This window comes from Herbaspirillum huttiense (assembly GCF_004367745.1).
GTDB lineage: Bacteria > Pseudomonadota > Gammaproteobacteria > Burkholderiales > Burkholderiaceae_D > Herbaspirillum > Herbaspirillum huttiense.
Map to the genome: position 1 here is coordinate 4,716,552 of NZ_CP037993.1, position 21,613 is coordinate 4,738,164.

A 21,613-nucleotide genomic window follows, 5' to 3' on the forward strand; every position below is an offset into this window, starting at 1 on the left:
TGGTTTTTGTGGTTTTCTTTCACATCACTGAACGGCAATTTCGTAGCGGATATCGGCGCGGTCCCTTGTTTCGGGCGCGGTGGCGATGAAGGTGTCCCATCCCAGGCGTCCTCCTTCATTTGTGCCCGCAAGCGCCATCCCGCGGACATCCTGCGCACGCAGCACCAGCTGCACTTCATATTCGAGCGTCGATCCGGTGAACATGCCCAACATGCGCGCCAAGGCCAGGCAGGCCTTTTTCCCCGGCAGGAACTGCTCGAAATCCTTCATCGCCAGCGGGCCGATGCGCAGACGCATGCGCAGGTCGCGCTGCCAGACCCGCTCGCCGGCCATGGCCGTGCCCAGCGCCGAATTGGTCGAACCCAGCATGGTCTGGTGTTCGCGCGGCACCTTGTACCAGTAGCCGACGAACTGCTCGATCTGCAACGGCACCGAGAAATACTCGCCCAATACCTTCTGCATGTAGGGTGCCGAGGCGGGACGGTGACGGAAGGCCCCCGCGAAGTGCGCCAGGGATTCGTCGCGGACACCGTTGCCCTCGATATCCTGCAGGCGCTCGCGCAATGAACGGAAACCGAGCCCGGACAAGGACAACAGCAACGGCAGGAAGGTATCGCGGCGGCCGGCTTCGTATTGAAAGGCCAGCCGGTACTTGCTCCACGCCTGATAGAACAGGGCGAGCGAACGCGTGGAAAAGGCATCCAGGAAAGCACGCGGACCTTCATCTCGCTGCTCGATCTGGTGACGGGCGATGCGCTCGGTGTAATGCGCAGGAAGCGAACCGCTGCCGCCCAGGAAGCCCATGAAGGTCGGCGTCAGCCGCACATACTTCATCTGCCCGCTGCGCAGCGCCTCTGCCATGTCAGCGACGGAGACAGTCTCGTCTTCGCGCGGCGGATAGGTCTCAATCCCCTCGATTTCGCTGGCAGGAAAGCCGAGTACGGTGCGATTGGCAAAGCGCAGGAAATCACTGACCGCACGTTCATGCGGAACTCCGTTGCGCTTGAACCAGAGTTCAATCATGCGCACGGCCTGGAAAAACTGGAAGCGGTGAGGAGCGGCGAACAGCCGCTCGATCACGCTAGGCTCAAATCTCCGCTGCGTGGCCTGCATTTGAGCAGTTCCTCCCCGGTTCTTTTGGATATCACGGTCAACTGCGAAAAGCTGTTGGCGTGGACGTACAAACCCATGAAGCGATCGATCACGCCGGCGAAGGCGTGCAATCCGCTGCCGACGAAACCTTCTTCATCCACGGTCAGCTTGACCTCGATGCCGCGCACCAGGCTGGCGAACGGATTGCCCGGCAACCATGCGGTGGTGGCTTTGTGATCGATGGCGGCGATGGCACTGATCTGGCGTTGCGAAATGGGTGAATTGGATTGGTCGTAAAGCGTGAGCATCTCCTGGAAGGCTTCCAGTCCGCCCCGCATGAGCGAGAGGTGATTCAGCGAGAGATGCGAGATCAAACGCCATTGCGCGCCGCGTCCGCGCTCGAAGCGCGACGGCAGCGTCGGCTTGCGCAACAAGGCGGCGGTGCGGATCACGCCGCCACCTTCCAGACTCAAGTCTCCGCCCGGCAGGCCGTAGGTCAGCAAGGCAGGCAGGTCGCGGTTGGTGCAGGTCAGCTCGATGCTCAGGGTATCGGTCTCGACCTTGGCCGGATCGAAATCGATATCGACGATCGAGATCTCCGTTTCATATCCGGGGCTCTTCAGGGCGACCAATTCGTCACGGCGCATGGCCCAGTAGTGACCATCACTCTCGGGAGCCTGGCCGTGGCGCAGGGAATAGAAGGGGCGGAAACGCGTGATCGATTCGCCTTGCGGCGTCTGGCGCACCAGCTGGACCGAATCAATCGAGTAGACCTCGTAACCGAAGGCACGACGCCCGTCGGGCAGGACCGGATACGAGGCGCCCGCATGCGTCAGGCGGATCGGATCGCCCCGCTGGCTGAACAGGTTGATGACCGGTGTGCAGCCCAGCAGCAGATTGGCCGCGCTGACGCCGCCGAGCTGGCGGGCGATGTGCGAATCGGCGCGCAAGCCGGACAGGCCCAGGTGCAAGGTGAAGCTTTTGGTCCCGGCCGGCAGGACGGCGAGAATGGCCGACAGATCGATGTCGAAGAAATTGAATTTCTCGGGGAAGGCAAAATACTCGGTCAGCAAGCGATAAGCCGGATGCGATTGCGACGGGAAGTCGATCAGCGCGTCCTCTTCAGCGAACCCCACCTCGGCCAGCGGGACCTTGCGCAGCCCGGTCCAGCGGCCGCTGCGCGGCAGCTCGACCCAGGCAGCCGTGCTGCGCATGAAGAGGCTGTCACGCAGGGCGGCGCAGAACGAGGCCTCGCCATCAATGAAGACGCGCAGCGAGGCCAGGCCCAGCTTGGACAAGGTCACCTGCTCGGTGGTGGTCTCGATGGTGATGGACAGGGAGGATGTCACCGAAGTCGGCAACACTACCGCTTCAGGCGCGTCGATAATGGGAGAAAAGACCGCCTGTGCTAACCGGATGGGCGCGACCGGCACATCGTAAGCGCTCTGGAACCGGCAGATCACGCCCTTCACCGGCCGCGTGGATAGCGCCGTCCCGCGCGGGATGACGGTGGCGTTGGTCAGCTGCGCAGCCGAGGCTGCTGAGTCCATGCGCGCGATCGAGCAGGAGGGGAAAGGTCGCAGGTAATGCGGATAGAGGACCTCGAACAAGGCCTCGGTGAATTCGGGGTAGTCGTCATCAAGCCGCTTGGAGACCCGCGCGTTGAGCAGCGCATAGGACTGGATCATGCGCTCGATATGTGGGTCCTCGCAGATCTCGCCGGCCATCAACAGGCTGCCTGCGATCTTGGGATAGCGCTCGGAGAACTCGCGGGAATAGCGCCGCAGGAAGCTCAGCTCGCGCTCGTAATAGGGAAGCAGCTCTTGCACTTAGACTCCTATGCGCGTGGTTCGCGACTTGCTGATCGAATATTGCAGGGTGGACGGCTGCAGGACGGCGTCAAAATTGACGGTCTCGCGCGCCGCATTGACCACGAGCAAGGCACTGATGGCGAAATTGAGGCGGTTGATCGAACCTTCCTGGATCTCCAGCGTGGCCTTGACGTTGCGCAATCGTGGCTCGTGCCGGGAGATGGCTTCTTCCAGGGAATGGCAGATGGCAGTGCGGTCATCCAGGCTGGCCAGGCTCATCCCGGCAAAATCATTGAGACCATAGGCGATGATGGAGGTGCTGCATTCGGGATATTGCTGCAGCAATTCCTCGGGCACGACGGAGCGCGTGTTGAGCATCGCTTCCAGATCGCGTGCGACGGCATCCTTGAGTTCTTCTATGGAAAGGCGGCTGACGACAGGGCTGAAGGAGGAACGCGGTCCATCATTCATCAGCTTGTCAAACAGGCTGGGCGCGAAGCCTTTCATATGCTTTCCCCCGTCTGGTGATCGAATTATCGGGTGGGTGAATCGACTGGCCTGGCCGACCAATCAACGATCTTGATAGTGAATCACACGGTGTTGAAAGCGGAAGTCCGCCGGAAGACCGGCGGACGTCATACGCTTCATGAATGGCTGTTCTTTTGCCGACAGCTCATCCGTTCAGTGCAAGGTTGCCTCAGATGACCTTGTTGGTCGACAGATCCCAACCGCCCGAGGTATTGCCGGCGGTCCCGCCATCCTTCTTCTGCTGGGTGTACTTCCACTTGACGGTGGAGTACTTCAGGCCGACCACTTCGTTCAGGATCTCGCCCGACTCGATGGAGGGAGCGACGCTGCTGATCATGACGTTGGTCAGTTCGATTTCGAAATAGCGGACGCGCTCGCCCTTGCCATCGGCGCGCATGAATTCGAACTTGGCCTTCGGGATGGTCTTGCCGGAGGAAGAGTTTTGCAGCAGCAGCGGCGAAGCCAGGTCAGCCACCTTGGTGAACACGATGTCCTTGTGCTCGCAGCGCTCGGCGGTGTGGCCACCACCGGTCGATGCGGTTGCCGATTTCGGCTGCAGGACTTCCCAGTCAACGGTCTTGCACTCGATCCAATCCTTGTGCAGGTCATCAGTGGATTCACCCTTGATGCCGTCGATTTGCAGATAGACGTCAATTGCCATAACTTATCCTGTAAACATGAGGGAGGAAAAATAGTTAAGATTTACCTGCCTGTGGCAGCTCCGCAACCAGCCGGAGCGACACGGACAGTTCATCCAACTGAAAATGCGGACGCAAGAACGACACGGCGCGATAAACGCCTGGCCGTCCCGGCACTTCCGACACCTGTACCGAAGCTTCGCGCAGCGGGAATTGCGCTTTTGCTTCCTGCGTGGCGTTGTCATCCAGCAGCACGTATTGCGCGATCCAGCGATTGAGGAAGTCTTCGACGTTTGAAGCGGCAGCAAAGCTGCCGATCTTGTCCCGCATCATCGACTTCATGTAGTGAGCGATGCGCGAGACGGCAAAGATGTATTGCAACTGCGAGGACAGGACCGCGTTGGCATTGGCCGCATCCGTGTTGTACTTCTTGGGCTTCTGAGCGGACTGGGCACCGAAGAAGGCGGCGTAATCCGTGTTCTTGCAGTGGACCAGCGAGATGAAGCCCAGATCCGACAGTTCTTTCTCGCGACGGTCGGTGATGGCGATCTCGGTGGGGCACTTGAGGGCGACTTCGCCTTCATCCGTCTTGAAGGTGTGGGTGGGCAGGTCCTCGACCAGGCCACCACCTTCCACGCCGCGAATGGCCGCGCACCAGCCGAAGTCCTCGAAGGCCTTGGTCAGCTTGCTGCCGAAGGCATAGGCGGCGTTGCACCACAGGTATTTGGAATGGTCGGTACCATCCACATCCTCGACGAAGTTGAAGCCTTCAACGGTGGTGCCATCCTTGGGATTGAACGGCAGGCGGCCGAGGAAGCGCGGCAGGGTCAGGCCGACATAGCGCGAATCCTCGGATTCGCGGAAGGACTTCCACTTGGCGTATTCGACCGTGTCGAAGACCTTGGACAGGTCACGCGGCTTGCCCAGGTCGGCATAGCTCTCCAGGCCGAACAGCTCAGGCGATGCGGCGGTGATGAAGGGGGCGTGCGACGCAGCGGCGATGCGCGACATCTGCTCGATGAAGTACATATCTTCAGGCTGGCGCGTGATCTCGTAATCGCCCAGCAAGGCACCGAAAGGCGCGCCACCGAAGGTGCCGAATTCTTCTTCATATACCTTCTTGAACATGGCGCTCTGGTCGAATTCCAGGGCCGAGTTGAAGTCCTTGACCAGTTCCTTCTTGGTGGCGTTGAGGATCTTGATCTTCTGATTCTCGCCAACGGTGGTGTTGCGCACCAGGTAGTTCAAGCCTGTCCAGCTGCCTTCGAGCTTCTGGAATTCGGGGGCATGCATGATGGCGCTGACCTGATTCGAGATCAGATGATCCAGTTCGGCAATGCGGGCATCCAGGGTCGCCGACAGGTTGTCGGAGACGACCACCGTCCCTTCCATGACCTGGCTGACCAGTTCGGTGATCAGATCCTTGGCGCGGTCATGCTCGGAAGAGGACTTGGCGACCTTGCTTTGTTCGACGATGTCATCCAGAAGAGTGCTGGCGGCAGCGGCAGGCGCAGCACTTGCGGCAGCTTCGGTATTGGCTTGAGCGGACATGGGAATCTCTTTTATTTGTTGGTTTGCTTGCTGAGTTCGGCCAGCTTCTCGGTGCTGTTGAGCACGTCGCTGAGGATGTCTTCCAGCTTGTCGTTGCCGGCGATCTTGTTGCGCAGATCGGCCAGCTTGGTGCGGGCTTCCAGCAGCTTGCGCAGCGGCTCGACCTGCTGCACCACGGACTCGGGACGGAAGTCTTCCATCGAGCGGAACTTCAGTTCCACCGCGAATTCCCCGCCTTTGTCGGAGAGCTCATTGGACACGCGATAGACCGCGCGCGGCTCGATACCCTTCATGACTTCGTCGAAATTATCGGGATCGATGTTGATGAACTTGCGATCCTTCAGGCGCGGCTGCGGCACCTCCGAGTTGCCGCCAAAATCACCGACCACACCGGTGACGAAGGCCAGTTCCTTCTTCTCGATGGCGTCACCGATCTCGACGTCATACGTCATCTGCACGCGCGGGGGACGCACTTTCTGCAGTTTTTTCTGGATGCTTTCTCTTTTGGCCATGTTTGCTCCGCTGCTGTATTGAGTGAACGCCCCATTCGCCTGAGGCGGCTTGAAAAGCGGGGACAGCACAAGCTGCCCCCGCTGGCGCGCCTTACTTCAGATTGCCAAAGGGATTGGGACCGCTGCCACCACCACTGCTGCCATTGCCGGCATCCGCATCTGCAGCCGGTGCAGGAGCCGCCTTGCGGGCTGCCTTGCCGCGCGGACGGACCGCTGCAACAGGCTTGGCCGGAGCGGGCACCAAGGTGTTTTCGCCGAGGCTTTCACGCAGGATCTTGGTCAGGTCCTGTGCTTCGGTCTTGACCGAACCATTCAATGCATTTTGTGAGCGCAGATCCCCCAGGGACTTGGTGGCCAGACGCAGACCGGAGACGGTCACGATGCTGTTGGCGACCTTGTCTGCGGGATCACGCTTGAGGGCTTCCTGGGCGTTGACGATCGCATCACTGTAATCACCTGCATCGAAGCGGATCTGGGCGATACGCAGCCAGGGGGTCTTGTCAGCAGGGAAGCGGCTTGCCACTACCTTCAGCACCGACACGGCCTCGTCGGTCTTGCCTTCCGCCTGCGCGGTATTGGCCTGGGCCACTCCGCTTTCCAGCGTGTTCTTGGCCTCATCTTCCGGATTGGGCTTGCCCTGGGTATTGGCACAACCCGCCAACATCACCGCCAGCAACGCCGGAATGATCAGACCTGTCTTGAATTTGCTCGCACGCATTGGAAACCACTCCTTATATTTTTGACATTAAGAAAGCCTTGCACGACATCGCGCAAGCAAATTAGTCGGCACCGAAAAATTCCGGAGATTCCTGATTTTTAGACTGCAAATGAGATGCGACGGCAGTTTTCTGGCGAAATTGATGCTTCTGGAAACCGCACTTTTTCACTACGCCACGTTCTAATCACGACTATCAGGTTGTTGCCCGACTTAATAGTTTTAAGTAATTTGAACTTAAGCTCGTCCAAATGTATCGCATAGACCTTCAAGGGAAAATGCAGTTCCACAATCTGTAAAGACTTCCTAAAATTTTTTCGGCTCGCGAGAAATCGCTCATCAGAAATCCAATAAACCGCACGGGGCAGCGTTGAAAAACCGATTGATTAATCACCTGACAACTGGAGTTGTCATTTTTTCTCTATCCGGCTGCGCCGCCGTCGGCGCGGCCTCCGGAGTCGCGCAGGCCGCCAAGTCCACGCTGGAGGCGCTCGGCCTGAAGAAGCCGGACACGCCGGAACTCCCCGACGCCCAGAAGCAGCCGCGTACCGTGCCGATCAAGCTGCACGCGTCCAAGGCGCTCAATGTCGATTCGCAGCAGCGACCGCTGGCCCTGGTGGTAAAAATTTATAAGCTCAAGCAGAACATTAGTTTCCAACAGGCGTCATATGACACGTTCCTGAGTGCGCAAAAAGAAAAGGAAGCCTTGGGAGCCGACCTGCTGGAGGTCAAGGAAGTCACGCTGGTACCGGGCCAGCGCTATGAAATTTCCGAAAAGGTCAGTTATGAGGCCGGCTACATCGGTGTCGTGGCGCTGTTCGTCAATCCGGCACCGCAGCGCTGGCGTGTCGTCTTCAAGGCCGATGAAGCGGAGAAGAATGGCATTACCGTCGGCCTGCAATCCTGCTCATTGACCGTGGGTGCGGGGGCGGTGGCCATCGATATGCAGGGCAAGCCGCTGGAGAAGAATCTGATGCTGGCACCGGTTCAGTGTCATTGAAATTCAAACAACAATTCGCAGGACATCGCGACATGACAATCATCACGACGGGGCAATCCAAGTGAATCACTCCAACAAAGTCCTCTGGGGCGAAGGTCTTTTCCTCCGGCCACAGCATTTCCAGCGCCAGGATCATTATCACGAAACACGCCTGCACCAGACCGCGCTGGCGCTCAATCCCTACTGCTGGGGCATCTCCTCCCTGCAGGTGGACCGCGATGCCCTGAACAACAATACGCTGCGCATCCTCGAACTGTCGGCCATCTTCCAGGATGGGGAAATCTACAAGGCACCTGATGGCGACGACCTGCCCGATCCCATCGAACTGACCGAAATCCCGCTTTCCCAACAATCCGTCACCTTCTACGCGGCCCTGCCGGCACTGAAGAGCTTCGGCAGCAATTTCGCCTCGGGTACCGGCAATCATCAGTCCAGTCGCTACATTCAAGACAACATCGAGACGCCGGATCTTTTCACCGATGCGGCCAAGGCGGAGATGAGCTATTTGAAGAAGGCAGTGCGACTGGTCTCCGAGAACGAACCGCGCGACTCCCTGGTATGCATTCCGATCGTGCGCTTGCGCCGTGCAAGCTCATCAGGATTCGAACTGGATCCCGATTTCGTCGCCCCCAGCCTGTCGGTGCATGCGGCGCCCTTGCTGTTCCTGCGCCTGCGCCGCCTGCTGGATGCCTTGCAGGCCAAGGTCAGCGCGCTCTACGGACATCATCGCGAACCCAGCAAGAGCGTGGTGGAGTTCCGATCGGGTGACATCACCTCCTTCTGGCTGCTGCATACGGCCAGCACCGCTTACGCCAGCCTCTCGCACTATCTGAACAATCCCCTGCTGCATCCCGAGCGCCTGTATGAACAATTGCTCGGGCTGGCCGGCTCGCTGATGACCTTCTCGCGCAGCCTGGCGCTGGCGGACCTGCCGCCGTATGACCATCGTGATCCTGGTCCGCCGTTTGCGCGGCTCGATGGCATCATCCGCGAGCTGCTCGATACCGTCATCTCGTCACGCTATTTCGCCATCGCCCTGCACGAGAGCAAGCCGTCGTATCACATGGGCATGCTGGACTCGGGCAAGATCGACGAGAAGACCAGTTTCTACCTGGCCGTCAACGCCGACCTGCCGGCCATCGAGCTGGTGGATGTGGTACCGCTGCGCTTCAAGATCGGCGCGCCCGAGGATGTGGAGAAATTCGTGCTGGCCGCACTGCCCGGCGTGAAGCTGGTGCACTCGCCGCAAGTGCCGGCTGCCCTGCCCGTGCGCCCCGACACCTATTACTTCACATTGGAAAGCAAGGGTGCCATGTATGAGCGCATGCTGCAGGCGCAATCGATCTGCATTTATGTACCTTCCGGCATCCGTGACCTCAAACTCGAACTCCTGGCGGTGACGCAATGAACATGACTTCGGCCCCTTCCCTGCTCGATCAGGACCATCTCCCCCCGTCCCAGATGGCCGCAGCGCCAGTCAATGCGCGCTCGCTGCTGGATCTGATGTATGACGGTTTCTACGCGCTCTTCATGCTCAAGAATGGCAGCGCGCCGGTGGATGAAGCTTCGTTCTCGGTGAAGATGCAGAAATTCCTGGGCGATGTGGAACGCAATGCGAAGAAACTCGACGTCTCCCCGGAAGATGTCTACGCCGCCAAATACGCGTTCTGCGCCTCGGTCGATGAAATCATCCTGCGCTCCAGCTTCGGCATCCGCGACGCCTGGGAGCGCCGTCCGCTGCAGCTGACCATGTTCGGCGATCAACTGGCAGGTGAAAATTTCTTCAAGCAGCTGGAAGACCTGCGGGTCCGCGGCAATGCGCACATCCAGGCGCTGGAAGTGTTTCACATGTGCCTGTTGCTGGGGTTCCAGGGCAAGTACGCGCTGGAAGGTCCGGAGAAACTGAATTATCTGACTGCACGGCTGGGGGACGAAATCGCCCATCTCAAGGGCAAGAGCGCCGGCTTCGCGCCACATTGGGCGCGGCCTGACGCCATCGTCAACAAGCTGCGCAATGATGTGCCGCTGTGGGTGGTGGCTTCGCTGTTTGCCTTCATCGCCCTGTTCGCGTACCTCGGCTTGAACTGGATGCTGACCAGCGGCACGGAGAACGGACTGGCCGGCTATTCCGATATCGTCAAGCTGGCACCGCGTACCGCTAACCTGACCATCACCCTGCCCTGAACGCGATCTCTCCCCTGATAGTCTTGGAAGGCCACACAGATGAATCTGCCTTTTCCCGATTCACTTTCCAGCGTCATCAACCAACTCTTCGGCCCTGGCCTGTCGCAACACGCGCGCCTGATCACGCTGGCCAGCGCGCAGGAAGCCGGTCTTCCGGAGTCCCTGGTCGTGGAGCGCTTCCACGGCCAGGAAAGTGTCAATGACAATTTCCAGTTCGAGGTCGACGCCCTCTCCGTCTCCACCGATCTCGATCTGAAGCAATTCATCGGGACCGAACTGACCCTGCGCCTGCTTCAGGCCGATGGCAGCCGACGCGCCTGGCACGGCTACTGCACCCAGGCTTCGTGGCTGGGTGCCGATGGCGGACTGGCGCGCTACAGGCTTAGGCTGGAATCCTTCCTCGCCTTCCTCGACCGCCGCCGCGACAGCTTCCTGTTTCAGGACATGAACGTTACCGACATCGCCAGCGCCGTCCTGAAGGAATACCCGCAAGCCAATTTCGCTCTGGATGTCACCCAGACGCTCACCAAGCGCGACATCTGCACGCAATATCGCGAGAGTGATTTCGCTTTCCTGCGCCGCATCCTGGCCAGCGAGGGCCTGAACTTCCGCTTCGAGCATCAGCAGGAGGGTGAGCAAGGCCAGGCCTCCGGCCAGCAACAGGCGCGACACAAGCTGGTCATCTTCGACCGCGAGGCCAAGGCACCTGATCTTCCCGGCGGCGATACGCGCATCCGCTTTCACCGTATCGCCGCCACCGAGGCCAGCGATGCCATCACCGACTTCAGCGCCATGCGCAGCGTGCGTTCCAACGCAGTGGCGCTGGCCAGTTGGCATCCCGAGAAGATATCTTCACCTTCGGCCGAAGAGAGCTCCAGCCTGGATGCCGGCGAAGTCCCTGCCTTGGCGGTCTACGACGGCACCGGCCAGCAGGACTTTGCAGACCAGGAGGCGGCCGCGACCCATGCGCAGTTGATGCTGCAGGCCTTGGAAATGCAGAACAAGCGCTTTGAGGGCGCAGGTGCGGCACGCCAGCTCAGTGCAGGAACGCAATTCACGCTGAGCCAGCATGAGCGCTATCCCGAAGGCGAGAACCGCTTCAAGCTGCTCTCGGTCAGCCACAGCGCCCGCAACAACTTCGACAGCAACATTGCCCAGATCCTCGATCAGGTCGCCCCCGCCTCGCTGGGAAATTTGTTCGGCAAGACGCCCTCTTCGGCCAGCGTATCCAATGACGACCTGAAGGCAGGGACCTACCGCAACAGCTTCGTGGCCGTGCGTGAGGTAGTCCCCATCGTTCCTGCTGCAATCACGGAGCGCCTCAAGCCAACGGCGCGTGGCACTCAGACTGCGCTGGTGACCGGCCTGCCGGATGCGGCCGTTACCACCGACCGCAATCACCGCGTCAGGGTCCAGTTCCACTGGCAGCGCGGGAAGTCGCCCAATCCGGGCGGCTTGCGCGAGACCGGCAATCTCGATGACAAGGACGGCAATGCTCCCGGCAACGACGCCTCCGGCACCTGGGTGCGCGTGGCAGAAGCGCAGTCCGGCCCCAACTGGGGCAGCCAGTTCACGCCGCGCATCGGCAGCGAAGTGCTGATCGATTTCATCGAGGGTGACATTGATCGTCCGGTCGTGGTCGCACAACTTTATAACGGTAATGATGTGCCGCCCTTCCCGGCAGGAGCCGAGTCTGACGCCAACCATGCCGGCACGATTTCGGGCTGGCACAGCACGGCGCATGATGGCAGCGGTTTCAATCAATGGGTGGTGGACGACACGCAGTCGCAACTGCGCATGCGCCTGGCCTCGAGCCAGGGCAAATCCCAGCTCAATCTCGGCCATCTGATCGATCAGGCAGATACCGGAGCCCAGCGTGGCAACTATCGCGGCCAGGGCTTTGAACTGCGCACGGACGCCTGGGGCGTGGTGCGCGGTGCCGAAGGCTTGCTGATCTCCTCGACGGCGCGTCCGGTTGCGGGTGCCAGCGTCACCAGCACGCAGATGGATGCCCACGAAGCTGTGGCGCAGTTGAAGGGTGCGCAGCAACTTGCGCAGACCATGGGCGAGGCCGCCACACAGCAGCAGGCGCTGCACAGTGCGGACGCCTTGCAGGCCAAGACCGATTTCATCTCTGTCATCGACCCGCAGGATCAGGGCAAGCATCCGGCCAGCGTCAATGGTCAGGACGCATTCAAGAGCCAGGCGGGCTCCCGTGAAAGCGACAGCTCGCAACCGGTCGAAAAGTTCAGCAAGGCCGCTGTGCTGATGGAGTCACCCACCAACGTCAACTGGGCCAGCGCGGCTTCCACCGTGCTCTACGCTGGCGAAAACCTTCACTGGACCACACAGGGGGATACCCACTGGACTGCCGCCGACACCGCCAGCCTCGCGGCCGGCAAGGCGGCGACGCTCTTTGCGCACGACGGCGGCATTCAGGCCTTCGCCGGCAATGGCCCGGTTTCCTTGCAGGCGCATACCGATGCGCTGGAGATCCTGGCTGACAAGGATGTGAGCGTCATCAGCGTCAATGAAGGCATTGAGATCAAGGCGCGCCAGAAGATCGTGCTGCAGGCGGGGCAGGCTTCGGTGACGCTGGAGGGTGGCAATATCACGTTTGCCTGTCCGGGGACGTTTTCGGTGAAGGGGGCGACGCATGCGTTTCCGGGTGGGGCGAGCGTCTCGCCGGATTTGATGGCACTGCCAGATACCAAGTACAAGCTCTTTGACGAGGCCTTCGTGGTGAAGGATCCGAATGGTAATCCACTTTCCGATGTTCCTTACCGGATCAAGAGTTCAGCCGGTGATCAGCTGGCGGCCACCGCCAAGGACGGGATGAGCGAGCGCGTCAGTACGGAGGCCAGCGAAAACGTGGAATTTTCCATGGAATGGTTCAAGGTCGTGCCGACCAAAACCTGAACACATAAACCAAGGTGCAAAGGGAAAGTTCGATGGGAGCCGCAGATAAAGTCCAGTCACAGACAAATACGACTGTGAACTCGAAGAAGGAAGTCAAGTGCAACTGCAATCTGATGTGGTCGATGATCCAGGAAATGAGCACCAAACGCCTTTGCAAGCTGCATGGGCGCAATGAAGGTTCCATCATTCCAGTCTTCAGTGATCGCGCACGCAGGATATCGGCCACCTACGCCCGCTTTTATCTGGAGAAGGAAGACTACGGAGATCCTGCCAAGAAGGGCCGCTTTTATTGGATGGCCTTGGGCGCGTTTGCCAGCAAGACTGTCGCTTGTTCACTTGATGATATACGGGTACCTCTGGTTGATCCTGTATTCAAAGGTCTGGCCAAAGGCAATTTATGGTTGTTCTATGACATCAGTGGTTGGCACTGGTATTACACACGCTTTCGCGACAGCTTTGACCAATGTGTCAGTTGCCGGGACGCTTCCAAGTACATTAAACCAGTGAAAGAACAGGTGGCCAATTACCCTTGGAAGGACGAGGCCCTGCACAAGATTTCGAACATGCAAAAGCACGATTACATCGTTCAGGCATTCAATCTAGTCAAGCAAATTGAAGCGACCCGGCCCGGCGGCATCCAGGAGAATCTGAAGTACCAGCACCTGATCGCTATCGCAAAGCACGAACAAGGGGTCATCCTGCAGCCCTTGATCTACGATGATCGCTCGTTCTCTCGATGGGTGTGGGTGCAGCGCTTGCCAGGAGTCCGCATGTTTTCTCCCAAACTGAAGATGGCGTTCAGCAGTGCCTGCGACATAGAAGACAAGAACAAAAACTCATACGCGCCGAGTGATACCATTCTCGAAAATTTCCAGAGCAGAATGAAGTGGATTACTAACGTTGCAGGTATCTTCCACAAGATGATGCAACAGGAAACCGCGTACATGGAAGGTCAGCTCAATATCATGGCGGGTTGGGTCAATCAGGATCAACTTGAGAATTTCCGTTCGCCATACATGCTCGTCCCTCCGAGCAAAACACGATGAGTTCAATGAAAGCATTCCGGCTATTTCGAATTGGCGCGGTGGCATCCATGTTCTGGATCATCGCGCTCCTGACCGCCTGTTCTCCCGATAAATCAGAGAAGTCAATCAATATGCCCCATCAGATCGAAATCAGCGCCAATCAATCCGGCAAAGAACTTCTCGCACGCTACCCAAATCAGATAGTGCTGATCAACAGGCCCCCCAACGTCAACTTTTATTCAGCGGACTGGCCTCGCGATGCCTTGGGTGCCGTGGAGATACGCAACGGCACACACGCATTCATGCTCAATGATGTTCTTGGAATTTCTGGTAACGAGGATCCCCACTTCCCGGACGAAAATATCATTGAATGGAACATCTACGCTGGCTTGGGCGCTGAAGAGCATATCCCGCACGATGAGGCAAGGCAGAGAATGATGCGCATCCTGAACAACATAAGAGCCGCTGGCTGGCGTCACTACATCGAGCGCTCGCTGCCGCGGCTGAATGGAGCGCAAGCCTTGCACTTCGCCATCACCTCACCGGTGCACTCGCTGGATCCCGCCTACGTGCCTGATCTGGATGAATGGATGAGTCTTCCCGCTGACGCGACATGGCGCTTCCAGCTTGACCATGCTTACCTGACCTTGACCCTGACCCGCGACATGGAACGACTTGACAGAAACAAGCCAGGCGCTTACTTCCTCAAGTTATCCCTGGTTGGCAGCAAGGAAGAGGCACGTCAGATAGTTGGCCCTGCAAAGCGGTCAGATTGGGAAAGCGCACTCGCTTCGGAATTGCCGCTATTGAAGCAAGACCGGGATCAGGCTGAGGAGACGTTGGGGCGACGCGGCGTTGTCATCGATACCGCTTACCAGGACCCATCCATTCCTTGAAAGCCTGCTTCAGGCGAAAGTTGAAAGAATGGATGCATCTTCCCGGGCTTTACACAAGGAAAAGCGGCCTGATCGCAGATCAGGCCGAGTGGTCATTCCTGCAGCAAGGACAACTACATCAAGCTGCTGAAGCAGAATCCACCCGCGCAAACAGGGCACGCGTCTTGTGCAGCTTGCGATAGCTATCCAGTAAGCGCTGATGGCGATCCAGCCCTTCGAGCGTCATGCTGGTCGGCGTCAAGCCAAAGAAGCGGACGCTGCCGTTCACCGATCCGATGGCCGCATCCATCCGCGCGTCGCCGAACATGCGGCAGAAGTTGGTCTCATAGTCCGATAGTTCCAGCTCATCATCCCGCTCCACTTCCGGCACAACATTCAACGCCTGGTAGAACAGGCCACGTTCCACCGAGTTGTCGTTGTTGATCTCCTCGACGGCGCGACCGTTTGCCGGAGCCCGCGTCACCAGCACGCAGATGGATGCCCACGAAGCTGTGGCGCAGTTGAAGGGTGCGCAGCAACTTAAAGCTTTTTGATCAGCAAATGCAAGAAATGATTAACTCTCCTGGCCATCTCGATCCACAAGAGATTTTTCTCTTGGAACGTTACACATCTCTTGAATACCTGGGCCAATTGCGAGACAACTGGCACGAGCTACTTGAATTTGTGGAATCACGGCTGAGTCAGTTCATGCAAAACTTGCCTCCCGATTACCGCAATCGTGCTTTACCTGAACAGCCTGATATCGTTTGGGGAGAGCAGGTGCTTCCCAACTTCCGAGATACATTCGACAGCCTCTGCAGCGGTTATATCAAGCTGTCTCATGGAGACCTCGATGGACTCAACAGCGCGCATGGAGTGCGCTCTGACTTCAAGGGGCAGCTCGAATTTTCCGCCGAGTGGATGGGCGAGGAAGGCGTACGTACGTATCGGCACCTGCTGAGTCAGGCGCTCGTCCGGGCGAGTAACATCATTTCTACTCTGGGTGCATACTGGTCGGCCGGAACCTTGTCACCCGGCTATACGCCGGAGGATCGCGGGCCACTCGATGCGCCGGATACCTGGCCTGGCTACGCGCTTGATCCTTCGACCACCGCGCGAACAGGACAGCCACCACCAAGACCAGGCATCTATGTTCCAGACCAATCCAATTCCAGTGCTCAGTTCCTGGGCCAGGATATTGATGAGGCTCCCGAATGCAGCATATTCTTGGGAATGCAATCTCTCTACATTCCTGGCACCTCGGAAAAATACGGCGAAGAAGCTCTGCATCAGACTGCTCCATGTACATGGACGCTGGTCAAGAAGGTGGCCCATCAACGGAAGATAACATCGCTAAACGCACCGCAGGATTTCCAGCGACGCGTTGCAAGCGGAGAACTGTGCCCGGAGGATGGATATTATTTCACGCCTGCCCAACTGAATTCCCGACGCAAATTCAAGCGCGGAGAGACCATGCCAAGCCTGAATTCCCAATATGGCGCCACCATCTGGCAATGGGACTCCGATCAAGAATGAAGATAGACGGAGGGCTTCAAAGCTGACATGTGCTCAACGGTATCAATATCCATTACCTGAATGTTTGGGAGAATTTCCAAATGGCTGAACGCTCTGTCTGACCGCTGACGATCTCGCTGAGAAATTCACAGTGCATTCATCTTTTTACTCCCTCGAATACCAGCGGACTCGTGTGCGCTTCGCGTTCAAATCCGCGATAGGCAGAATGCTGATTTTCGTTATGGCGACCGCAATAAGCGAGATGAGGACTCTTTTATCCACGCCGGGCAAGACCAAATAGACATGAGATCGCACTGCAGCTTCACTTTATTTTTGCTTTTGCTAGGAGCCTTGGGTATGCATGGGAAGCATGCGCTTGCCGAATCCGCCGTAACGGGCGAGGCCATTCATCTCAACATTCACGAACCGGCGACATCGCTCAAAGAAGCGTATCCCAGCCGTTTCAAGGCAAGCCAACACCCGGGCAACCTCCAATTCTTCACTGCTGAGTGGCAGGCCAGCAAGCCAGGCAAGGTCATCTTCGACCATGGTCCGCAATCGTTTTCGATACCGTCCGTGCTCAGCGTCACGGGAACCGCTTCCGCCAGGTTTGCGGCAGAGCATATTTCGCAGTGGTCCGTGAATGGTGGGGTCAGCGATGCAGAAACGATTTCCCATGACGACGCGCGCAAACAATTTACCGCATTGCTGCATGCATTAAGCGCAGCAGGTTGGTCGAAGGTGATCCCGATCAGCCGCCCGCGACTCAAAGGAGAACAAGCGCTGGCCTACGCGCTGAAGAACCCCGGTTATCCGCTCGACCCTTCGCATGACCTGTCGCTGGCGCAATGGATGAGGCTGGCTGACGGCTCTCCCTGGCTCTTTTACGCCGATCACGTGTTCCTCGAAATCAAACTGTACCGGGATCCCAACCGGCTCGATCCGGACAAGAGGGGAGCCTACTTCGTCACCTATTCATTGACGGCGCAGGACGCCTATCTGCGCGGCTATGTCGATGATGAAAAACTCGACAACTGGAAAATGGAATTCAGGAAGGAACTGCCTGCCTTGAAGCAGGCGCGGGAAAAGAAGGAGGCGCAACTGAAGAATGACAACGTCACCATCGATCAGGCTTATCAGGATCCGGCGGTCTTCCAATAACGCCCCGTACGCACCGCTGGCATAGTGATCTTGAACTGGATATATCCCAATTCATCAGGACCCAATAAGTCCGATCACTTTGCTCGACCACACGTACAGCCCCCCCCCTCACCACGAGTTGAGATAAGGCGAAACCTCAGTGACCAGCCTTCGTTTCGACAACAACCAGTTTCGCTGCACAGTAAAAAACGGCCTGATCACCCACGCGACCAAGCCGTCATCATCAGCCTACAGACAACTGCATCAAGCTGCTGAAGCGGAATCCGCCTGCGCAAACAGGGCACGCGCCTTGTGCAGCTTGCGATAGCTATCCAGCAAGCGCTGATGGCGATCCAGCCCTTCGAGCTTCATGCTGGTCGGCGTCAAGCCAAAGAAGCGGACGCTGCCGTTCACGGATCCGATGGCCGCATCCATGCGCGCGTCGCCGAACATCCGGCGGAAGTTGGTCTCATAGTCGGATAGCTCAAGCTCATCATCCAGCTCCACTTCCAGCACGACATTCAACGCCTGGTAGAACAGGCCACGTTCCACCGAGTTGTCGTTGTATTGCAGGAAGGCACCGACCAGGTCATGCGCTTCTTCAAACTGCTGCAGGGCCAGATTGATCAGCAGCTTCAGTTCAAGGACGGTCAGTTGGCCCCATTCGGTGTTCTCATCGAAGTCGATACCGATCAGGGTGGCGATGTCGGAGTAATCATCCAGCTCGTTGTTTTCCAGGCGGTCCAGCAAGGCTGCAAGGGCCTTGTCATCCAAACGATGCAGGTTCAGGACATCCTCGCGGAACAGCAGTGCCTTGTTGGTGTTGTCCCAGATCAGATCCTCGACCGGATACACCTCGGAATAGCCCGGCACCAGGATGCGGCAAGCGGTCGCCCCCAGTTGGTCGTAGACAGCGACATAGGCCTCCTTGCCCATCTCCTCCAGAATGCCGAACAGCGTAGCGGCCTCCTCGGCGTTGGAATCTTCGCCCTGGCCGGAAAAATCCCATTCCACGAATTCGTAATCCGCCTTGGCACTGAAGAAGCGCCACGACACGATGCCGGACGAATCGATGAAGTGCTCCACGAAGTTGTTGGGTTCCGTGACAGCATTGCTCTCGAAGGTCGGCTGCGGCAGATCGTTGAGTCCTTCAAAGCTGCGTCCCTGCAGCAGTTCCGTCAGGCTGCGCTCCAGCGCCACCTCAAAGCTCGGGTGTGCGCCGAAGGAAGCAAACACGCCGCCGGTGCGCGGGTTCATCAAGGTCACGCACATTACAGGATAGACACCGCCCAGCGAGGCATCCTTGACCAGTACCGGGAAACCCTGTTCTTCCAGTCCCTTGATACCGGCCACAATACCGGGATACTTTGCCAGTACCTCCTGAGGAACATCGGGCAGGCAAATCTCGCCTTCCAGGATTTCACGCTTGACCGCGCGCTCGAAGATCTCCGACAGGCACTGCACCTGCGCTTCAGGCAAGGTATTGCCGGCACTCATGCCATTGCTGACGAAGAGATTCTCGACCAGGTTGGAAGGGAAATACACCACTTGGCCATCCGACTGCCGCACGTAAGGCAGCGAGCAGATGCCGCGCTGTGCGTTGCCGGAATTGGTATCGACCAGATGCGAAGCGCGCAGCTCGCCATCGGGGTTGTAGATCTCCAGACAATACGTGTCCAGGATCTCCTTGGGCAATTTGTCCCCGCGGCCGGGCTTGAACCAGCGCTCGTTGGGGTAATGCACGAACTCGGCATTGGCGATCTCCTCGCCCCAGTAGGAACCCGCATAGAAGTGGTTGTTGCTGATGCGCTCGATGTACTCGCCCAGCGCCGAAGCCAGCGCACTTTCCTTGGTCGCGCCCTTGCCGTTGGTGAAGCACATCGGCGAGTGCGCGTCGCGAATGTGCAGCGACCACACATTGGGAATGATGTTGCGCCACGAAGCGATCTCGATCTTGATGCCCAGGTCAGCCAGCAGGCCGGACATGTTGGCGATGGTCTGCTCCAGCGGCAGGTCCTTGCCCAGGATGTGCGTGCTCGTGCCAGCCTCGGGCTTGAGCGTCAGCAGGGACTGCGCGTCGGCGTCCAGGCTCTCCACTTCCTCGATGATGAATTCCGGTCCCTGCTGCACCACCTTCTTGACGGTACAGCGCTCGATGGAACGCAGGATGCCGCGGCGGTCCGCTTCCTCGATGTCGGGTGGCAGTTCGACCTGGATCTTGAAAGTTTGCTGGTAGCGGTTTTCGGGGTCGACGATGTTGTTCTGCGACAGCCGGATATTCTCTGTGGAGATGTTGCGCGTATTGCAGTACAGCTTCACGAAATACGCTGCGCACAGGGCCGATGACGCCAGGAAGTAATCAAAGGGACCCGGCGCCGAACCGTCTCCCTTGTAGCGGATGGGCTGGTCGGCGATGACGGTAAAGTCGTCGAACTTGGCTTCAAGACGCAGCTTGTCGAGGAAGTTGACTTTGATTTCCATGGCGAGATTCCGAGAATGAACCGAAGAGATGGCGGTAAGGCATGCGAGCGACAGCGGCCCACAATTTTGTCGCGACGACGGCGACGGCCGTGGAGCGAGTCCGGCAGTCGTCGCGCAAAAGAGCTTCGATGATAGCCTAGTGCGGTTGCACCAGCGTTGCTGGCCCATGTTGAGCAAGCAGCGCGCGCTGGATCACGATGGACCTGCAAGGTTGCGGACCAAAAGAAAACGGCTCACATTGCTGTGAGCCGCTTCGGTATTTGGTGCTGGCTGCAGGACTTGAACCCGCCACCCCCTGATTACAAGTCAGGTGCTCTACCAGATGAGCTAAGCCAGCAAAAACTTCAGCCGGCGATTATAGCCTACTTGATGCGTGTCAGTACAGGACGGCCACCCTTTTTCGGTGGTTCCGGATCATCATCGCCCTTGTCGCTGCTTTCAGCCGGCTTCTTTTCGGGTTCGGAAACAGGTACCGAGGACAGCACAGGCGCACTGCTTTCCTGCTCAGGAGCCGGTTGCACCTCGTCGGCCGTGGCCGGCGCAGGCGCTTCAAACGCCATGCCCTGGCCGTTTTCGCGCGCGTAGATGGCGATCACGTTTTCCACAGGGATCAGGATGTCGCGCGAAACACCACCAAAGCGGGCGCTGAAGTGAATGTTGTCGTTCTCCATCTTCAAGCCGCTGGTGGCCTCGAAGCTGATGTTGAGGACGATTTCGCCATTCTTGACGAATTGCATCGGCACGCGGGTGCTGCTGTCGACGACCACGGCAATGTGCGGCGTGTAGCCATTGTCGGTGCACCACTCATAGATGGCGCGCAGCAGATAAGGCTTGGTGGAGACTTCTGGCATGACTGGTGTGGTCTGCGATGCGACGGTAAAAACCGCATCTGCCGGCAAGGCCGGGGTGGAAAGCAAGATGAACTTCTGTGAACTGCACCGCCGCCCAGGGCGGCAGTGCAGCCGGAACAGCTTAACGGCGCATGACCTTTTCGGACGGGGTCAGTGCTTCGATGTAGGCAGGACGCGAGAAGATGCGCTCGGCATACTTCATCAGCGGTGCCGCTGTCTTGGAGAGCTCGATGCCATAGTGATCCAGACGCCACAGCAACGGGGCCAGGGCCACGTCCAGCATGGAGAACTCGTCGCCCAGCATGTACTTGTTCTTCAGGAACAGCGGTGCCAGTTGGGTCAGGCGGTCACGGATCTCGTGGCGGGCCTTTTCCTGGTTCTTCTCGGCAGCCTTGGACTTTTCATTTTCCAGGGTGTGCACGTGAACGAACAGTTCCTTCTCGAAGTTGAACAGCATCAGGCGCGCACGCGCACGCATCAGCGGGTCAGCCGGCATCAGCTGCGGATGCGGGAAGCGCTCATCGATGTATTCATTGATGATGTTCGATTCATACAGGACCAGGTCGCGTTCAACCAGGATGGGCACTTGGCCATACGGGTTCATGACCGAAATGTCTTCCGGCTTGTTGAAGAGGTCAACGTCGCGGATCTCGAAATCCATGCCCTTTTCGAACAGGACAAGGCGGCAACGTTGCGAAAATGGGCAGGTCGTGCCCGAGTAGAGAACCATCATTTTTTCAGAGCCCTAAAAACAAAAGGGGGGCGAGACGCATAAC

The 21,613-nt window shown here is 58.3% G+C and carries 18 protein-coding genes, 1 tRNA gene and 1 pseudogene; 8 read left to right on the top strand and 12 right to left on the bottom strand.

Annotated elements, in window-relative coordinates; all coding sequences use genetic code 11:
- Positions 1 to 24: 24 nt before the first annotated feature.
- The 7 genes from tssG to E2K99_RS21050 all read right to left on the bottom strand — a co-directional run bounded on the left by tssG (position 25) and on the right by E2K99_RS21050 (position 6,850).
- A complete protein-coding gene (tssG, locus tag E2K99_RS21020) occupies positions 25 to 1,113 on the bottom strand; it encodes a type VI secretion system baseplate subunit TssG (RefSeq protein ID WP_134223450.1) in 1,089 nt (362 codons plus the stop codon).
- Positions 1,077 to 2,921, bottom strand: coding sequence for a type VI secretion system baseplate subunit TssF (gene tssF, locus E2K99_RS21025; RefSeq protein WP_039783887.1), 1,845 nt, complete (start codon positions 2,919 to 2,921; stop codon positions 1,077 to 1,079). The genes tssG and tssF overlap by 37 nt, the downstream gene beginning before the upstream one ends.
- The gene (gene tssE / locus E2K99_RS21030; RefSeq protein ID WP_134223451.1) at positions 2,922 to 3,410 is read right to left on the bottom strand and encodes a type VI secretion system baseplate subunit TssE; all 489 of its coding nucleotides are present in this window, start codon (positions 3,408 to 3,410) and stop codon (positions 2,922 to 2,924) included. It abuts the gene before it with no gap.
- Between the two features lie 190 nt (positions 3,411 to 3,600).
- Positions 3,601 to 4,092: an Hcp family type VI secretion system effector gene (locus tag E2K99_RS21035; protein ID WP_034330822.1), complete on the bottom strand. Its 492-nt coding sequence runs from the start codon at positions 4,090 to 4,092 to the stop codon at positions 3,601 to 3,603.
- 34 nt (positions 4,093 to 4,126) lie between these two features.
- On the bottom strand, positions 4,127 to 5,620 hold the full coding sequence (tssC, locus tag E2K99_RS21040) for a type VI secretion system contractile sheath large subunit (protein WP_034330820.1): 1,494 nt from the start codon (positions 5,618 to 5,620) through the stop codon (positions 4,127 to 4,129).
- 11 nt (positions 5,621 to 5,631) lie between these two features.
- Positions 5,632 to 6,132 carry a type VI secretion system contractile sheath small subunit gene (gene tssB, locus E2K99_RS21045; protein WP_034330819.1) on the bottom strand — a complete coding sequence of 167 codons (501 nt, stop codon included), beginning with the start codon at positions 6,130 to 6,132 and terminating at the stop codon, positions 5,632 to 5,634.
- A gap of 91 nt (positions 6,133 to 6,223) precedes the next feature.
- Positions 6,224 to 6,850 (bottom strand): tetratricopeptide repeat protein, encoded by a 627-nt coding sequence (locus tag E2K99_RS21050; RefSeq protein ID WP_034330817.1) that lies wholly within the window; start codon positions 6,848 to 6,850, stop codon positions 6,224 to 6,226.
- Between the two features lie 367 nt (positions 6,851 to 7,217).
- On the opposite strand from E2K99_RS21050, the gene tssJ reads away from it, so the two are divergent.
- The 6 genes from tssJ to E2K99_RS21080 all read left to right on the top strand — a co-directional run bounded on the left by tssJ (position 7,218) and on the right by E2K99_RS21080 (position 14,871).
- Entirely contained in the window at positions 7,218 to 7,847 is a 630-nt protein-coding gene (gene tssJ / locus E2K99_RS21055; RefSeq protein WP_034330816.1) for a type VI secretion system lipoprotein TssJ, read from the top strand.
- A 61-nt stretch (positions 7,848 to 7,908) separates the two neighbouring features.
- Positions 7,909 to 9,255: a type VI secretion system baseplate subunit TssK gene (tssK, locus tag E2K99_RS21060; RefSeq protein ID WP_039783881.1), complete on the top strand. Its 1,347-nt coding sequence runs from the start codon at positions 7,909 to 7,911 to the stop codon at positions 9,253 to 9,255.
- Between the two features lie 2 nt (positions 9,256 to 9,257).
- On the top strand, positions 9,258 to 10,031 hold the full coding sequence (gene icmH, locus E2K99_RS21065) for a type IVB secretion system protein IcmH/DotU (protein WP_420840925.1): 774 nt from the start codon (positions 9,258 to 9,260) through the stop codon (positions 10,029 to 10,031).
- A gap of 39 nt (positions 10,032 to 10,070) precedes the next feature.
- Positions 10,071 to 12,950 (top strand): type VI secretion system Vgr family protein, encoded by a 2,880-nt coding sequence (locus E2K99_RS21070; protein ID WP_134223453.1) that lies wholly within the window; start codon positions 10,071 to 10,073, stop codon positions 12,948 to 12,950.
- A gap of 134 nt (positions 12,951 to 13,084) precedes the next feature.
- Positions 13,085 to 13,996: a DUF2515 family protein gene (locus tag E2K99_RS21075; protein WP_338033866.1), complete on the top strand. Its 912-nt coding sequence runs from the start codon at positions 13,085 to 13,087 to the stop codon at positions 13,994 to 13,996.
- On the top strand, positions 13,993 to 14,871 hold the full coding sequence (locus E2K99_RS21080; RefSeq protein ID WP_240733782.1) for a hypothetical protein: 879 nt from the start codon (positions 13,993 to 13,995) through the stop codon (positions 14,869 to 14,871). The genes E2K99_RS21075 and E2K99_RS21080 overlap by 4 nt, the downstream gene beginning before the upstream one ends.
- A 118-nt stretch (positions 14,872 to 14,989) precedes the next feature.
- Here the strand turns inward: E2K99_RS21080 and E2K99_RS21085 are convergent.
- Positions 14,990 to 15,289 (bottom strand): annotated as a pseudogene (locus E2K99_RS21085) (OsmC domain/YcaO domain-containing protein); the annotation flags it as partial.
- Positions 15,290 to 15,378: 89 nt separating this feature from the next.
- Here E2K99_RS21085 and E2K99_RS21090 point away from each other — a divergent pair.
- Together E2K99_RS21090 and E2K99_RS21095 are read left to right on the top strand one after the other, a co-directional pair.
- A complete protein-coding gene (locus E2K99_RS21090) occupies positions 15,379 to 16,386 on the top strand; it encodes a hypothetical protein (protein WP_240733783.1) in 1,008 nt (335 codons plus the stop codon).
- Positions 16,387 to 16,722: 336 nt separating this feature from the next.
- The gene (locus tag E2K99_RS21095; protein ID WP_134223455.1) at positions 16,723 to 17,526 is read left to right on the top strand and encodes a hypothetical protein; all 804 of its coding nucleotides are present in this window, start codon (positions 16,723 to 16,725) and stop codon (positions 17,524 to 17,526) included.
- Positions 17,527 to 17,769: 243 nt separating this feature from the next.
- Here the strand turns inward: E2K99_RS21095 and E2K99_RS21100 are convergent, their stop codons facing one another.
- From E2K99_RS21100 to E2K99_RS21115, 4 genes are all read right to left on the bottom strand, one after another.
- Positions 17,770 to 19,986 carry an OsmC domain/YcaO domain-containing protein gene (locus E2K99_RS21100; RefSeq protein ID WP_134223456.1) on the bottom strand — a complete coding sequence of 739 codons (2,217 nt, stop codon included), beginning with the start codon at positions 19,984 to 19,986 and terminating at the stop codon, positions 17,770 to 17,772.
- A gap of 261 nt (positions 19,987 to 20,247) precedes the next feature.
- Positions 20,248 to 20,323 (bottom strand) — tRNA-Thr (locus E2K99_RS21105).
- Between the two features lie 25 nt (positions 20,324 to 20,348).
- Entirely contained in the window at positions 20,349 to 20,837 is a 489-nt protein-coding gene (locus tag E2K99_RS21110) for a ClpXP protease specificity-enhancing factor (RefSeq protein WP_039783873.1), read from the bottom strand.
- Between the two features lie 121 nt (positions 20,838 to 20,958).
- On the bottom strand, positions 20,959 to 21,570 hold the full coding sequence (locus E2K99_RS21115) for a glutathione S-transferase N-terminal domain-containing protein (RefSeq protein ID WP_017453790.1): 612 nt from the start codon (positions 21,568 to 21,570) through the stop codon (positions 20,959 to 20,961).
- Positions 21,571 to 21,613: the final 43 nt, after the last annotated feature.

Coding starts and splice junctions, on each gene's coding strand:
- tssB (WP_034330819.1), bottom strand. CDS start 6,132: ATGGCCAAAAGAGAAAGCATCCAGAAAAAACTGCAGAAAGTGCGTCCC.
- tssG (WP_134223450.1), bottom strand. CDS start 1,113: ATGCAGGCCACGCAGCGGAGATTTGAGCCTAGCGTGATCGAGCGGCTG.
- tssE (WP_134223451.1), bottom strand. CDS start 3,410: ATGAAAGGCTTCGCGCCCAGCCTGTTTGACAAGCTGATGAATGATGGA.
- tssC (WP_034330820.1), bottom strand. CDS start 5,620: ATGTCCGCTCAAGCCAATACCGAAGCTGCCGCAAGTGCTGCGCCTGCC.
- E2K99_RS21095 (WP_134223455.1), top strand. CDS start 16,723: ATGCATGGGAAGCATGCGCTTGCCGAATCCGCCGTAACGGGCGAGGCC.
- E2K99_RS21080 (WP_240733782.1), top strand. CDS start 13,993: ATGAGTTCAATGAAAGCATTCCGGCTATTTCGAATTGGCGCGGTGGCA.
- E2K99_RS21115 (WP_017453790.1), bottom strand. CDS start 21,570: ATGATGGTTCTCTACTCGGGCACGACCTGCCCATTTTCGCAACGTTGC.
- icmH (WP_420840925.1), top strand. CDS start 9,258: ATGACTTCGGCCCCTTCCCTGCTCGATCAGGACCATCTCCCCCCGTCC.
- E2K99_RS21075 (WP_338033866.1), top strand. CDS start 13,085: ATGAGCACCAAACGCCTTTGCAAGCTGCATGGGCGCAATGAAGGTTCC.
- E2K99_RS21100 (WP_134223456.1), bottom strand. CDS start 19,986: ATGGAAATCAAAGTCAACTTCCTCGACAAGCTGCGTCTTGAAGCCAAG.
- E2K99_RS21110 (WP_039783873.1), bottom strand. CDS start 20,837: ATGCCAGAAGTCTCCACCAAGCCTTATCTGCTGCGCGCCATCTATGAG.
- E2K99_RS21035 (WP_034330822.1), bottom strand. CDS start 4,092: ATGGCAATTGACGTCTATCTGCAAATCGACGGCATCAAGGGTGAATCC.
- E2K99_RS21050 (WP_034330817.1), bottom strand. CDS start 6,850: ATGCGTGCGAGCAAATTCAAGACAGGTCTGATCATTCCGGCGTTGCTG.
- E2K99_RS21070 (WP_134223453.1), top strand. CDS start 10,071: ATGAATCTGCCTTTTCCCGATTCACTTTCCAGCGTCATCAACCAACTC.